This window comes from Micromonospora sp. NPDC048040 (assembly GCF_055587185.1).
On record NZ_JBVJGT010000072.1, the window covers coordinates 1 to 13,267 of the forward strand.

A 13,267-nucleotide genomic window follows, 5' to 3' on the forward strand; every position below is an offset into this window, starting at 1 on the left:
TCGCGGGCTCAGCGGCCGGCCGGCGCCAGCGCCGACTCCAGGAACCCGCCGACCGAGCGGCGCAGCCCGGCGGCGTCCAGCCCGTGCCACCGGGTGTGGTCCTCGGCCGACCCGTAGCGGCGCAGCTCCTCGCGCCCGACGCCGAGCGTTAGCAGCCGGTGCGGCCGGTCGGCCAGCGCCGCCGACACCACCCGCGCCGACGTCCCGGCCAGGTAGGGCTCGACCAGGATCACCTCCGTGCCGGCCAGCGCCCGCAGCCCCGCGGTGTCGAACGGCCGGGGCCGGTGGGTGTACGCCACCGTGACGCCCAGGTCGGCCGCCGCGGCGAGCGACGCGTCCAGCACCGGGCCGACCGCGACCAGCAGCGGGGCGCCCGGCCCCGCGTCCCGGAGCACGCGCAGCGCGCCGTCGTCGCCGCCGTACGGCCGGTCGTTGTGCTGGGTGGAGAGCCGCAGGTACGCCGAGCCGTCGGCGGCCACCGCGTCCCGCAGCAGCGCCGGCACCTCGTCGGGGTGGCCGGGGACGTGCACGGTCCAGCCGTGCAGGGTGTCGATCAGCGAGACGTCCGCCGGCGAGAGGTGGGTGCGCCCGGCCGCCGCCCGGTCGTACGACGCGCCGACGCTGACCAGCACCGCGCCCACACCCTGGTGGTCGAGGTCCAACTTGAGCTGCTCGTACGCGCGCTCGACCAGGAACGGGGCGTAGCTGTGCGCGATCGGCCGCAGCCCGGTCAGCGCCAGCCCGCCGGCCACGCCCACCATCAACTGCTCGCGGATCCCGACGTTGAGCACCCGGTCCGGGTGCCGCCGCGCGGCCGGGGCGAACGCGGCGGCGGAGATGTCCGCCAGCACCAGCGCCGTACGCGGATCGTCCGCGAGCAGCGCGGTGGTGGTGTCGACGAAACGGTCCCGCACGGTCACTCCCCCTGGTCGACGACCGCGACGACGACGTGCGGCCGGTGGTTGTCCTGCCCGGTCAGGGCGGTGTGCAGGGCGTCGTGGTCCCGCCCGTCGACGGTGGCGGCGGTCCAGCCGTTGACGGTGAACCGGGCCGCGGCGCCGCCCGGCCAGCCGTGCGTGGCGGAGCCGTTGTCGATCACGATCGCGGTCAGGTTGCCCAACCCGGTCGCGCCCGCGTACGCGATCGCCTCGTGGTTGGAGCCCTCGTCCAGCTCCGCGTCGCCGAGCAGCACGAAGACCCGGGGCGTGAGCAGGCCCTGGGCGCGCAGCCCGAGCGCGGTGCCCACGCCGAGCCCGAGCCCGTGGCCGAGGGAGCCGGAGCCGATCTCCACCCCGGGCACCAGCATCCGGTCGGGGTGGTCGCCGAGCCGGCTCCCCGGGCCGCCCTGGTCGTCCAGCCAGTCGGCGGGGACGAAGCCCTTCGCGGCGAGCACGGCGTAGTAGCCGGCGACGGCGTGCCCCTTGGAGAGCAGGAACCGGTCCCGCTCCGGCGCGTCGACGGTCTCCGGGGTGATCCGCAGGATCCGGTCGTAGAGCACCCAGAGCACGTCGACCGTGGAACGGACGTTCGCGCCGAACTCCCGGCCCGCGCGGACCCGCTCGTACAGCGGGGCGACGGGCCCGGGCAGGGGCGGCACGGTCGGGTCGTCCGGCGGTGAGGCGGTCGCCACCCGACCCGCGTTGGCGGTCATCGTGGTCATGCCGCTAGCCTGCAAGTTGAAGTCCGCTTCAACTCAAGGCGACGTGATGCACGAGTCACTGACCATCGGCCAGCTCTCCACCCGCAGCGGCGTGGCCCCTTCGGCGCTGCGCTACTACGAGCGGCTCGGGCTGATCCGGGCCGAACGGACGGGCGGCAACCAGCGCCGGTACGCCCGCACCGAGCTGCGCCGGGTGGCGTTCATCCGGATCTCCCAGCAGGTCGGCATCTCGCTGGAGGAGATCCGGGAGGCGCTGGACTCGCTGCCGGCCTCCCGTACCCCCAGCGCCGAGGACTGGGCGCGGCTCTCCGCGGCCTGGCGGGAGCGCCTGACCGAGAAGATCCGGCTGATGACCAAGCTGCGCGACGACCTCGACGGCTGCATCGGCTGCGGCTGCCTGTCGCTGCGGCGCTGCACGCTCTACAACCCGGACGACTCGCTCTCCGGAGAGGGCTCGGGGGCCCGCCTGATGCTCCCCCGCCCGGCCGCCGACCCGGCGCCGGCCGCCTGACGGCAACCCGGCGGCCGACGGTGGCGGTCACGGCGGCCGACGGTGGCGGTCACGGCGGCTGACGGTGGCGGTCACGGCACCGGCCGCCGGCCGGCCGGCTCGTGATCCCTGCGCCGGCCCGGTTTGACGCGTCAGCCGGTGGTGAGCAGCACCTTGCCGACGTGGTCGCTCGACTCGACCAGCCGGTGCGCCTGCGCCGCCTCGGTGATCGGCAGCCGGCGGTCCACGATCGGCCTGATCGCGCCGGCCTCGACCAGCGGCCAGACCTGCTGGCGGACGCCACGGACGATCTCCGTCTTCTGCTCCCGGGGCCGGGACCGCAGCGCGGTGGCCGCGACCGTGCCCCGCTTGGCCAGCAGCGCGCCGAGATCCAACTCGCCCTTGCGGCCGCCCTGCATGCCGATGACCACCAGCCGGCCGTCGGTGGCCAGCGCCGCCACGTTCCGGGGCAGGTAGGAGGCGCCCATGATGTCGAGAATGACGTCGGCGCCCCGGCCGTCCGTGACCCGCCGCACCTCCTCGACGAAGTCCTGCTCCCGGTAGTCGATCGTGTGCGCCGCGCCCAGCTCGCGCAGCCGCTCGTGCTTGGCCGGCCGGGCGGTGACCACCACCGTGGCGCCGAGCGCGACCCCGAGCTGGACCGCGAAGGTGCCGATCCCGCTGCCGCCGCCGTGCAGCAGCAGCGTCTCACCCTTCGCGAGCCGGGCCAGCTGCACGACGTTCGACCAGACCGTGCAGGCCACCTCGGGCAGCGCCGCCGCGTCGACCAGGTCGACCCCCGCCGGCACCGGCAGCAACTGCCCGGCCGGCACGGCGACGCGCTCCGCGTACCCGCCGCCGGCCAGCAGCGCGCAGACCTCCTGGCCGACCTCCCAGCCGGCCACGTCGGGCCCGGTCGCGCTGATCACCCCGGAGCACTCCAGCCCGGGGTACGCGGGCGCGCCCGGCGGAGGCGGGTAGTGCCCCTGCCGTTGCAACAGGTCCGCCCGGTTCACGGCGGTGGCCCGCACGTCGACGAGCACCTCGCCGGGGCCGGGCTCGGGATCGGGCACCTCGCTCCAGACCAGTGCGTCGGGTCCGCCGGGCTCCGGGATCGTCATCGCGCGCATGCCCTGTGTCTACCCCACCCGCCCGTCGGTCCACGCCCGGGCCAGGATCTCGTCCACCGTCTGCCCCGGCGTCTGCGCGGAGGTGTCCAGCCAGAGCCCGATGCGGGGCGTCTCCGCGCGGAACCCCGCGTCCAGGTCGGCGACCGGCCAGTCGCCGTACCCGGTCTTCTCCCGGGCGTCCTCGCGGGCGGCGACGACCTCGGGGCTCGGCGCGAGCACGACGACCGCCAGCGGGCGGTGCCGGATACGGTCGACCATGGCCGGCAGGTCCGCGCCGAGGACCACGTCCTGGAGCACCACGGTGAAGCCGTCGGCGGCGTAGCGGTCCGCCGCCGACGCCGCGAGGTCGTAGCGCAGCCGCAACTGCCGCCACGCCTCCTCCGACGGCTCGGCGGTCATCTCCTCCCGCCCGCTGACCACCATCCGCCGGAAGACGTCCCCCCGCAGGTGCACCGCCCGGGGCAGCCGCCCGGCCAGCGCCTCGGCCACAGTGGACTTGCCGGCGGCCATGATGCCGGTGATCAGCACGACGGACGGGGTCTCCCACATGCCGCCGATCATCTCAACGCGGGTGCCGTGCCCGCTCGCCCGGTGCGTCGCCGTGGCAGACTAGGCACGGTCGCGTACCCCTGTGGGGCGCGGCCCGGGAGGGTTCGCCTAGTGGCCGATGGCGCTGGTCTTGAAAACCGGTAAGGGCAGCGATGTCCTTCGTGGGTTCGAATCCCACACCCTCCGCCTCTAGACAGCAAAAACGCCCCCTGACCAGCCCGAACGCCGGTCAGGGGGCGTGTCTATGGATGGCGAATCGGTCTCACTTCGTCTCGCTGGGGGCCGTCGTGTCTCACTGGTCGTGTCGTTTACGTGTCGGCGACTCCCGGCTCACTCTCGGCCGTGCCCGGCTCCTCGGTGCCCAACGCTCCCTCGATCCGCTTAATGGACCGCGTGGCCTGGTTGCCGCTCAAGGAACAACGGCCGAGGCCCACTGCCGATTCAGCCTTCTAGGGGATCAAGGCGCTCCGCGCGGCGCGGGCCGGGGCGCGGCAACCGGCTCCTACGGAGCCGCCGCCCCGGCCGCCTACGGCGCCGGGGCGGAAAAGTCAGCCGGCCCGCAAACCACGCCCCGCCCCGCGCGTCACCCTGGGTCCGTGAAAGGGACCGGTGACGAGTCCCGGACTGACCGGGACCATGCGACAGCTCTACCTTCCGGCTCTTCCAACCTCGTGACGTCTCACCGCAGACCGATCGACGGTCCGTCGGTCGAGCTGCCGAACGGAATTCGCCAGGCCGCTCACGAGTCCGAGGTGGGAAAGGGGTGAGGTGGAGGAGGGGCAGAGGGTAGGGGCGGGGTTGGGGTTAGGGCTGCCTCCAGCGGGGGCGCAACGACTCCAGGATGGAGTTGCCGAACGGTTGCGGTCGTGGGTGGTTGGGGTGGGATGGCAGGCACGGGCGATGTAGAGAGGCTCGGCCCAGCCCTAATTCACCAGAGCGTCTTCGCCTTCGACAAAGCCAGTGAGGTTGGGGTTGGCGGTGGCCGGCCTGCACAGCGGCTGCGTCCAGCCATCGATTAAGCCAGCCAGACGATGACCGTTTGGCGACCTGGTTACGCGTCCGCCGGGACTAAGCATCAAAGAAACAGTGCCAGCACAGGGAGTATCGGCTTCATGTAGGCCAGAATGACACCGTTCCGTTACCTGCGTGCAGATAACGTCGGTGTTGTTGTTAGCAACGAGTCTAACTGTCGATGGTAGCGGGTGCCCGTACCTATTATGGCTTCCCGCACTGAATATCACAAGCGAAGGCTCTACTGCGTCCAGTAGTTCTTGGTCGTCAACATGGCGTTCCGTGTGCCTCATCGCTCCGTGGTGTGGCCACTTGAGAAAGTCGGATCTAACCGAAATTCCCTCAGATAGAATTCGACTCCAAACCCTGCCGTCCGCGTCGCCTCCCACAAGCACTCTAGTGCCGTTCGCTTCGATTGCCACTACGCCGCTAGCAAGGTTTCGGTCGAAGGAAGAAACAGCAAAGAGCAGTTGGCGATAGGACGGGGCGAGTAGTTCGAAACGAACCGCCCCGACTGTCCCCACGAGACCCTGTCTAGCATCACTGAGTTCTATGTGATTGTATCGCTGATCGCGCAGTCTCCGAAGGGTGGCCAATACGCGGCCTTGGTTTCCATGAGCCAGCAGCGTCTCGTGGTTGAAACGCAAGGTCTTGGTTCCGCACTGGTCTAGAACACCGATAATGCCGCCAAAGTGATCTAGGTCCCAATGTGTGATCAGCGCTACTGCTAGCTTGCACCCGCGATCGCTAAGGGCCTGCTCGACCACATGCTCCCGGCCACCCGGGCAGTCGATTAGTATTGCTTCTTTAGTTGAATAATCGACGACGAGTGTCGAGTCTCCTTGGCCTACATTCAGAAACAGAACCTCGACGTTGGCCGCTTCGGTGGCATCGGGGGATGCAGAAGATCCCGGCAGATTGACCTCATTCACGTTCACTCCCCGTCACCGAATTCAGTTAGTGCCAGTCACGACCGGATGGGCATCGTGATAGGCGGGGTTCTGCATCAAGGCCTCGGCGTCAACCCAGCTTTCAGGCTGGTAGAAGTACTGCCCGTCCCTAAGTGGGGCGCCGTCTGGAATAATAACGTCAAAGGTGGCGCCCGGACGACACAATGCAGCCGGCAAGCTGGGCGGCGGATCAACCCAAACACCCTCGGACGAGGTTATGCCAACAACCTCGATCAACATGCGCTGATCACTAACGTCAAGCACGACGCCGAACCTAGACCTAGGCTTACCATTGTTGCTTGCTGCTGCGGGCACTGGTGATTGTTGGTACCGGTAAACCCCCTCAGGTGCCACAAAGTCCGACAGGCGGCGTTCCAGACCTGTTTGCACTTCTGGCGGAACCTCCAAGGACCTCCAGACAAACTGGTCGATGGCGCGAGTGATATTGCCAAGAGCGTCGGGTTCGGTCGCGGCCCTAATTCCCTCTCGCCCCAGTTCGGCCAGCGCTTTCCAGTCCGACCGGCGAGACGGCGAGGGAATGCTCAGGACATCTGCTGTGCTGACGTTCCGCTCAACAGCGCGTTCGTCAACCCAGCATGACGCGAAGCCGGAAGCAAGGAAGGCCGTTAGGCCATAGAGGTAGGCCTCGTCATCTTCATGTGGAATAACCATGTGCATGCTGTTCCTCACCAGCACGCCACGGCTGTCGAGTCCTGTCCATAGGCGCCATGGAGTGTCAGGGCCACTGGCTGCAGGGACAACGACTTTCCGACGGCCTAAGCCCACCGCACCGCGACCCGTTTGAAAATCGCCTGGAAATCTCATTGGGCTTAGTCGACCTTCGGGCGTCTCGGCAAAAGGACGCATGTCGCGAAGACGCGGAAGGTACAGGCAGTTTGCCTCTCGTGTGGTTCGAGCCGTGAATCCCGCCACAGGTTGGGGCCCTGCAGTCACAGTGGCGACGGACGAAACGGTAGTAACATCGCGCCCGATAAAAGAAGCAGTCAGCAGGCCGGAAAGGAGTGGACCGGACTCGGGTAATTTGTGGGGGTCGGCCAGGTAAGCCTCACCACCAGACAATCCACGATAGAAGGAAGCAAGGCTCGACTTGCGGAAGACTCTGCGAAAGAGGATGGGACCCTTGCGAGAAGGCGCGGGGGTCTGCTTCTGAGCGAAGAGCACCGCGGGCGCCATGTTTCCCGACTCGAAGGACCCCTTTGGGAGACGCCACACTTCAAATAGGTCGCAGGACTCGCGCAGGGATGCTCTTGCTTCTCTGCTACTTCTGTTTCGAAGCCAGCCAACAGGCAATACGACCGCAAGCAGGCCCCCTGGCCGGAGGCTATTTAGCATCCATCTCAGGAAGTCGTCTGCAGCCTCTGCTCTGCGTCCGTGGCTCGTGTTCGTATTCCTCCATGGAGGATTCGCTACTACGATAGACGGCCTATCGGTTTCAGGCATGTATTCAAGCAGCGCGTCCCTCTGCCTTACATCCCACCCATTGCCCGCTGGCATAGCGTGAAGTAGCAGACTTAGGCGAGCAATCTCTACTGCAAACGCGTCTGTATCGAAGCCTCTTAGGTGTTCCGCCAGGTCGTGATGGCTCTGGGCCAGGTTCCATTCTGCGGGTTGAAGAGCTCGCAAGCGGTCATGTGCCGCAAGCAAAAGACTTCCCGAACCGCAGGTTGGGTCTAGCACCGATCGGTCGCCCGGGGGTATCAGCTCGACCGGTAGTTCCGCCAGCATGCGCCGAGACAGTCCAGGAGGCGTGTAGTGGGTGCCTAATTGCCGCCTGGTGATGTCGCTAACGAGTGTGCTTTCATAAACCCCGCTGAGGACGAGCGGATCCAGGCTCTTGAAGTTAATATCTGCGCCTAGCCCGGCAACTACGCCAGTCAAGCCGTCCAGTTCGAGCGGGCTTAACGCCTGCACCCATGAAAACTCGCTCGGATATCTTTGGAGAATTGTATCGAGAAGGGCCCCAGCGGGAAGCTCGGGAAAATCTTCCTTGTCTCTAAGGACTAGCGCTGCGAGCGCGCCCACCACGAGCCTTGAAGCTCGCTGGTGGGACCTCTCCAATGCGTCACGCTCGGAGTTCGCCTCACGCTCGTAACCGAGATGATCAAAGGCTGCAATTAAAGCCCTCTCGACCCGCGGCGCCAGACGATCCTCGGTTGCTTGTCGCGCATAGTCTAACAAAGACACATCTATTGGAAAAAGACCGGGCTGGCGGCTTCCAGTCTTCATTTCGAAAATGTGACGCGGGCTTAAATGCTCTCGCACATCCCTTGTTAGGCTCAGGTCGCCGAACGGGATGTCAAAGAGCCGGTGAGTGCTGCCGTCCCGAGTCACCGTCGCCAAAGATAGTCCCGCCGAATCAGCGAGCCCCACAATCGGCGCGGCGAGAAATCTTCCGATTTGAGCAGCCTGCCCCCACACGTCCTCGCGCGCGCCCTCAGCGAACTCGACGACTAGAGCAGCCGTGCTCATGTCCTTCGGTTCACTGCGGCTAAACGCGACGAGGTCAGCCTCGACCTGTCGGTCCCCAAGCCACACCGTGTACTCATGCTCGATGAGGTCAGAGCCGTAGCCGAGCAGTTGCAGTGTGTCAAGAAGCTGGCGTGCCTGCGGCCTGCTCTTCGCCTGTCTCTTGTGCCGCATACGAGAAGGGTCGCACAAAGACGACGATCAGCGCAGTACCGATAGTCTCATAATTTGCGGTGGTTACCCAGCTCGTCGGCCGCCACCGCTGTCTAGCGCGATCGTTCTTGCCGGCCACCGCCGGGCTGCGGTCACGGCGACTGGCTGTGGGAGCTAGGGCATCTCGGTGAGCTTGCCTCGACTGCGGGGATAGACCTGTCTCTAGCGCTTCCGATACAGCCATCGGTACAGCCAAGCCCGCCGACGGGCTGGTCCAGGGGCGGCAGTAGGCGACACGGCGAGCAGCTCAGCGGCACGAACCGACGCTGGCCGACAGAAGTCATGATCTTTGCAAGGCAGGGGGCGATGCCGGTTTCGTGACCAGGCGGCAAACTTTCAGGCATGAGTTACGACCTGGCGGTGTGGGAGGGCGCGCAGCCCGGAGACGACGTTGAGGCCGGCGGGGTCTATGAACAGCTCTACGAGGAGTACATGGAAGGTGGGGAGTTCGGTCCGACCCCGCGCATCCTTGCCTACGCCGCAGCGCTAGCCGAGCGCTGGGCCGCCCATGCCTGGAGGCAGAACCTCTGGTTGGGGCTCGCTGCTCGATGACGCGTCTGGGCCGATGATCTACCTGACGATGCCCTATGGATAGCCGGAGAGCTGTCGGCCGAGGCCGCCCGGCTGGCAGCCAACCATGGCCTTGTCTGCTATGACCCGCAGTCGGAGCACCTACGGCCAGTACATGAGGACTAGGTAGCGCGTCGGGCTGGCGGCAACAGCCTTGCCCGTTGGCGCGAAAGCCGAGGGCTGGCGGCGGTGAACGACCTGGCCTGAGTGGGCCGTGTGTCGTATCCGTGTCGCGACGACCGGGCGGGACGGCGTTCATGCTGGTCAAAGTCTTGAGTTGCATGGTCTTGAAAACCGGTAAGGGCAGCGATGTCCTTCGTGGGTTCGAATCCCACACCCTCCGCTCCCCCGGACCGGACAAAGCCCCCTGACCAGCACGAATGCCGGTCAGGGGGCGGTCTACGGACGGTGAGCCGGTCTCACTTCGTCTCGCTCCCGGCCGCCGCGTCTCGGACGCTGTCGCCGTTGTCGGTCTCCGCGTCGGCGATCAGTAACGTCACCGGTGGCGCTCAGTGGGCCGGCACGCCCGACAGTTCGGCGCGCTGCTCCCTGTCGCTGGGTGACGCGGACCGCCGACGCGCAGCGACGACCACCGCAGCGGCCGTCACGAGGGTGAACACCGCTACCCCGGCGAAGGCGACCAGTGTCTGCCGATCGAGACGGGTCACCGGCATGCCTCGCTTCGCCTGCCAGGTGAATATCGCGAACACGCCGGTGTAGCCGAGGCTGGCGACGCCGACCAGCCGGGCCCGGACCCGTTCGTCGCGGAGCCAACCATGACTGGCCGCGAGCACACCCAGGATCGCGGTGACGAACAGCAGCACCTGGATGGCGTGCAGGCCGACGAAGTGCGGTACGCGGAGGTCGCCGCCGGTCGTACTCCAGTTGGTGAGGAACATTCCGTGGCCGTCGGGGTCACCGATTCCGTGGCCGCCGCTCATGGACACCGGGTGGCCGTTGGCGTCGGTCACCGTGCGGGGTGCTGCGCTCGAGGAGTTGCCGAGCCAGAGGGCCACGACCATGCTGGCGATGGCAAGCCCGAGTCCGGCGCGCAGGGCGCGGGTCATGGCGCGGTCGCCGGTGCGTTGGATCAGGACCAGGACCGCGATGATCAAAGTGGTCAGCAGGAGTGGCGCGACGCCGATGGAGAACACCGTCCGCACGGTTTCGGCGACAGGCTCGGCATTGTTGTTGAAGTGGCTGAAGGTGCCGTGCGCGGCGGCGTAGGCGACGGCACCGACGTCCAGCAGACCGGCGACCGCGAAAACGGTGCCGAGCCACCAGCCGAAACGCCTGCCCTTGCTCAGCTTGCTGAGCAGCCATGCCAGGGTCAGGCCGTACACCCCCATTGCGAAGCCGAACTTCATCGGCTTCACCCAGACCGATTCGCCCATGAGCAGGCGATCGTCGACGAACAGGCCGACGGCGGAGACCAACGTCAGGGTGAACATGAGCGTCGCGTTCGCCACCAGCGGCCGGTGCCAGCCGCGTAGCGTGCTGACGCACGTTGCAACGATGGTCATCGGGCTCCAGACGAGGATCAGGGGGCCGTGTCTGTTCGAACGAGCCCGCCTTGGACGGTGCTGACGTGTCCACCAGCCTCGGCGAATTCGTCCCGCCCGACTATCCGATACGCCCCCGGACGCGTCCGCCGGTCAGCCCCCGGTCGGGCCGGGGGATAACCCCCTGGGCGCCGGTACACACTCTCCGGCCCTGACCAGCACAACGCCCCCTGGCCAGCGCAAACGCGGCCAGGGGGCGTCGTGGTGCCTGTCCGGGCGGCGGGCTCGGCGACTGCCGCTCCTGCTCACTGGTTGTGCCCGAGCTGACCCGCCCAGCCCGAACGTGGCGTCAGTAGTCCAGGAGTAGGGGCTGACGGTGCTCGATCGCGGTCTCGGCGAGATCGAGCATCACCGCGAGGCCGAACCGTGCGAACTCCACCAGCGTCGGGTCGTCGGTGAACAGCCCGCGCCGAAGCTCGGCCGGGTCGTGCCCGGCGAGGAGACCGGTGCGTTCGTCCAGCAGGCGCAGCTCCGCGGCCAGCCGATCGATCGAACCCATCCGGGTCGGTTGACCCGTCGGCCGGGACGCCTCGATCACCAGCGGATCCTCGGCGAGCGGCAACCACCACTCCACCCCGGACAGCAGGGTGACGTAGCGCTCGGGCTGTGCCGAGGCCGCCTGGTAGGCGGGCGCGTCGGCGAACTCGCGCGGGCTGTCTTCCTTGCCCCAGGGGCCCGGATGCAGGTCCGGACGCTCGTCGTACGCGGCGAACAGCAGCACGGCGCCGAATCCGTCCCAGTCGGGCTTGTCGGTCCAGTACGGCTGGGTCGTGCCCTCCGGCCAGTCCACGGGGCCGCCGAGCGCCTCCCCGAGCCACTGTTGCCACTCCCGTACGGCGTTCTGGACCACGTCCGGGTCGGCTTCGTGGTCCTCGTCCTCCTGCGCCCGGATGATCCGCACGTCGTACCCGTCCTGTGCGCCGATCTGCTGTGTGATGGTCAGCCAGTCGTTCAGGTGGTAACGGGTCAGCGGTCCGACGTAGAGATCAAGGCCCATGGGGAGGCATTCTTGCCCACGGCGCACGTGACGTGTCGACTCGGGTCGAAGCCACCTCGTACGGGACGCCGGGCGCCTCCGGTTCGATCGCGGGCGTCGGCGGGGTATGAAGGGTGCGGAGGACAACCGCGCTCACCGGAAGGACCTGTCCAGATGACCCTGGAACGACCGATCGCCCCGGACCCGTACGAGCTGCTGCCGACCGTGTCGTCGTTCACCCTGACCAGCGACGACGTGCAGAACGGCGAGCCGATGGACGCCACGTACGCCCACGGCAGCGTCGGGGGCGGGAACGTCTCGCCGCAACTCGCCTGGTCCGGCTTCCCGGCCGAGACCAGGGGCTTCGTCGTGACCTGCCTCGACCCGGACGCCCCGACGGGGAGCGGGTTCTGGCACTGGGTGCTGGTCAACCTGCCGGCGAGCGTCACCGAGTTGCCCAGAGGAGCGGGCGCGGAGGATTTCGGTGGCGCCTTCACGGTCCGCAACGACTACGGCGACCAGGGCTACGGCGGCGCCGCACCGCCGGCCGGTGACCGCCCGCACCGCTACGTCTTCGCCGTGCACGCCCTCGACGTGGAGCGCCTCGACGTCACCCCCGACGCGACCCCCGCCGCGGTCGGCTTCAACCTGGCCTTCCACACCCTGGCCCGCGCCGTCATCCGCCCCACCTACCAGGTCAAGCAGTAACGCCTCCCCTCCCTCTCCCTGCCCCGCGATCTTGCGCTTCGGCCCTTGTCTCGCGGCTTTCGCCCCGTGCGCCGGGGCGGCAGGTGCAAGATCGCGGGGCAGGGCGGGCAGAGGGAGGAGGGTCAGGCGGGGACGCGGGCGACGGCGAAGACGGACTGGCCGAACGGGGGGCGGACGCGCTGCTCCGCCGCCTTCGTGGCGGGGAGCACGAGGGTGTCGTAGACCTTGACCATCGGGCCCTCCTTCGGCATCAGCCGGAAGACCTTGGTCGCCATGAAGTAGCCGATCAGCCCGAGCGCGTTCGCGTAGTGGATCTTCTCCACCGTCAGGCCGGCGGCGGTCATCGCGTCGGCCAGGGTCTTCTTGGTGTAGCGGCGCACGTGACCGGTGGCGATGTCCGCCGGGCTCATCGCGAACTGGAACGCCGGCACGATGATGATGATGTTGCCGCCCGGCCGGACCAGGTCGCGCATGCTGCGCAGCGCGCCCACGTGGTCCTCGATGTGCTCCAGCACGTTGTACGACACGGCCGCGCTGTAGTCGCCCCGCTCCGAGTGCGGCAGCAGCATCTGGCGGACCTCGATGTTCGGCTGGTCGGCCAGCCGCTCCTTCAGTGAGACGAGCCGGTCCGGGTCGGCCTCGGTGGCGGTGAACCGGGGCAGCCGCTCCGCCCACTCCAGAGCGTAGTCGCCGAGCCCGCTGCCGATCTCGATCGGGTTGTCACCGAGGTGCGGCACCGCCAGCTCGACAAACCAGCGACGGTGGTTGACCGCGGTCGCGAGGCCTTCCAGGACCTCGGACTGCACGCGCTGATCCCCAGTGATTTCTGCCATGCGTCGATTCCTCACGATATGACTCGACCCGCGCCTGGACCGACAGAGTGAATCATCCGCGCTGACGGCAGAAGAATCGGGGCACCTGGGTGGCCGAATTGCGGTCGGGGGGTGGGCGCGTGATCGGC

The 13,267-nt window shown here is 67.8% G+C and carries 12 protein-coding genes and 1 tRNA gene; 4 read left to right on the forward strand and 9 right to left on the reverse strand.

The features are described 5' to 3' along the window. Positions 1–8: 8 nt before the first annotated feature. Both ACZ6O2_RS33100 and ACZ6O2_RS33105 read right to left on the reverse strand, forming a co-directional pair. Complete coding sequence (locus tag ACZ6O2_RS33100; protein ID WP_466025722.1) at positions 9–914, reverse strand: transketolase family protein; 906 nt, start codon at positions 912–914, stop codon at positions 9–11. 2 nt (positions 915–916) lie between these two features. Continuing rightward, entirely contained in the window at positions 917–1,660 is a 744-nt protein-coding gene (locus ACZ6O2_RS33105; RefSeq protein ID WP_350712443.1) for a transketolase, read from the reverse strand. A 46-nt stretch (positions 1,661–1,706) separates the two neighbouring features. Here ACZ6O2_RS33105 and soxR point away from each other — a divergent pair, with 46 nt between their 5' ends. Next, entirely contained in the window at positions 1,707–2,171 is a 465-nt protein-coding gene (soxR, locus tag ACZ6O2_RS33110; RefSeq protein WP_350712442.1) for a redox-sensitive transcriptional activator SoxR, read from the forward strand. 131 nt (positions 2,172–2,302) lie between these two features. Here the strand turns inward: soxR and ACZ6O2_RS33115 are convergent, their stop codons facing one another. Both ACZ6O2_RS33115 and ACZ6O2_RS33120 read right to left on the reverse strand, forming a co-directional pair. Beyond that, positions 2,303–3,280 carry an NAD(P)H-quinone oxidoreductase gene (locus ACZ6O2_RS33115; RefSeq protein WP_466025723.1) on the reverse strand — a complete coding sequence of 326 codons (978 nt, stop codon included), beginning with the start codon at positions 3,278–3,280 and terminating at the stop codon, positions 2,303–2,305. Positions 3,281–3,289: 9 nt separating this feature from the next. Next, positions 3,290–3,829, reverse strand: a complete 540-nt coding sequence (locus ACZ6O2_RS33120; RefSeq protein WP_466025724.1) for an AAA family ATPase — start codon at positions 3,827–3,829, stop codon at positions 3,290–3,292. A gap of 97 nt (positions 3,830–3,926) precedes the next feature. On the opposite strand from ACZ6O2_RS33120, the gene ACZ6O2_RS33125 reads away from it, so the two are divergent. Continuing rightward, a tRNA-Ser gene (locus ACZ6O2_RS33125) sits at positions 3,927–4,015 on the forward strand. 737 nt (positions 4,016–4,752) lie between these two features. Here ACZ6O2_RS33125 and ACZ6O2_RS33130 read toward each other — a convergent pair. Both ACZ6O2_RS33130 and ACZ6O2_RS33135 read right to left on the reverse strand, forming a co-directional pair. Next, positions 4,753–5,778 (reverse strand): ComEC/Rec2 family competence protein, encoded by a 1,026-nt coding sequence (locus tag ACZ6O2_RS33130; RefSeq protein ID WP_466025725.1) that lies wholly within the window; start codon positions 5,776–5,778, stop codon positions 4,753–4,755. A 15-nt stretch (positions 5,779–5,793) separates the two neighbouring features. Beyond that, positions 5,794–8,451 carry an N-6 DNA methylase gene (locus tag ACZ6O2_RS33135; protein WP_466025726.1) on the reverse strand — a complete coding sequence of 886 codons (2,658 nt, stop codon included), beginning with the start codon at positions 8,449–8,451 and terminating at the stop codon, positions 5,794–5,796. 381 nt (positions 8,452–8,832) lie between these two features. Here ACZ6O2_RS33135 and ACZ6O2_RS33140 point away from each other — a divergent pair, with 381 nt between their 5' ends. Continuing rightward, a complete protein-coding gene (locus ACZ6O2_RS33140; RefSeq protein WP_350712437.1) occupies positions 8,833–9,042 on the forward strand; it encodes a hypothetical protein in 210 nt (69 codons plus the stop codon). Positions 9,043–9,569: 527 nt separating this feature from the next. On the opposite strand, the gene ACZ6O2_RS33145 is transcribed toward ACZ6O2_RS33140, so the two are convergent. After that, positions 9,570–10,583, reverse strand: a complete 1,014-nt coding sequence (locus ACZ6O2_RS33145; RefSeq protein WP_466025727.1) for a hypothetical protein — start codon at positions 10,581–10,583, stop codon at positions 9,570–9,572. A 328-nt stretch (positions 10,584–10,911) separates the two neighbouring features. Then, positions 10,912–11,619, reverse strand: a complete 708-nt coding sequence (locus tag ACZ6O2_RS33150; RefSeq protein WP_350712435.1) for a hypothetical protein — start codon at positions 11,617–11,619, stop codon at positions 10,912–10,914. A gap of 153 nt (positions 11,620–11,772) precedes the next feature. Here ACZ6O2_RS33150 and ACZ6O2_RS33155 point away from each other — a divergent pair, with 153 nt between their 5' ends. Then, positions 11,773–12,306 carry a YbhB/YbcL family Raf kinase inhibitor-like protein gene (locus ACZ6O2_RS33155; protein WP_350712434.1) on the forward strand — a complete coding sequence of 178 codons (534 nt, stop codon included), beginning with the start codon at positions 11,773–11,775 and terminating at the stop codon, positions 12,304–12,306. A 122-nt stretch (positions 12,307–12,428) separates the two neighbouring features. Here ACZ6O2_RS33155 and ACZ6O2_RS33160 read toward each other — a convergent pair whose 3' ends face one another. Further along, on the reverse strand, positions 12,429–13,139 hold the full coding sequence (locus tag ACZ6O2_RS33160) for a class I SAM-dependent methyltransferase (RefSeq protein WP_393304764.1): 711 nt from the start codon (positions 13,137–13,139) through the stop codon (positions 12,429–12,431). Between the last annotated feature and the right edge of the window lie 128 nt (positions 13,140–13,267).

Bases quoted from the DNA above. Each gene is read 5' to 3' on its own strand.
- ACZ6O2_RS33155 (WP_350712434.1), top strand. From the start codon at position 11,773: ATGACCCTGGAACGACCGATCGCCCCGGACCCGTACGAGCTGCTGCCG.
- ACZ6O2_RS33120 (WP_466025724.1), bottom strand. From the start codon at position 3,829: ATGTGGGAGACCCCGTCCGTCGTGCTGATCACCGGCATCATGGCCGCC.
- ACZ6O2_RS33105 (WP_350712443.1), bottom strand. From the start codon at position 1,660: ATGACCACGATGACCGCCAACGCGGGTCGGGTGGCGACCGCCTCACCG.
- ACZ6O2_RS33135 (WP_466025726.1), bottom strand. From the start codon at position 8,451: ATGCGGCACAAGAGACAGGCGAAGAGCAGGCCGCAGGCACGCCAGCTT.
- ACZ6O2_RS33115 (WP_466025723.1), bottom strand. From the start codon at position 3,280: ATGCGCGCGATGACGATCCCGGAGCCCGGCGGACCCGACGCACTGGTC.
- ACZ6O2_RS33150 (WP_350712435.1), bottom strand. From the start codon at position 11,619: ATGGGCCTTGATCTCTACGTCGGACCGCTGACCCGTTACCACCTGAAC.
- soxR (WP_350712442.1), top strand. From the start codon at position 1,707: ATGCACGAGTCACTGACCATCGGCCAGCTCTCCACCCGCAGCGGCGTG.
- ACZ6O2_RS33160 (WP_393304764.1), bottom strand. From the start codon at position 13,139: ATGGCAGAAATCACTGGGGATCAGCGCGTGCAGTCCGAGGTCCTGGAA.
- ACZ6O2_RS33145 (WP_466025727.1), bottom strand. From the start codon at position 10,583: ATGACCATCGTTGCAACGTGCGTCAGCACGCTACGCGGCTGGCACCGG.
- ACZ6O2_RS33140 (WP_350712437.1), top strand. From the start codon at position 8,833: ATGAGTTACGACCTGGCGGTGTGGGAGGGCGCGCAGCCCGGAGACGAC.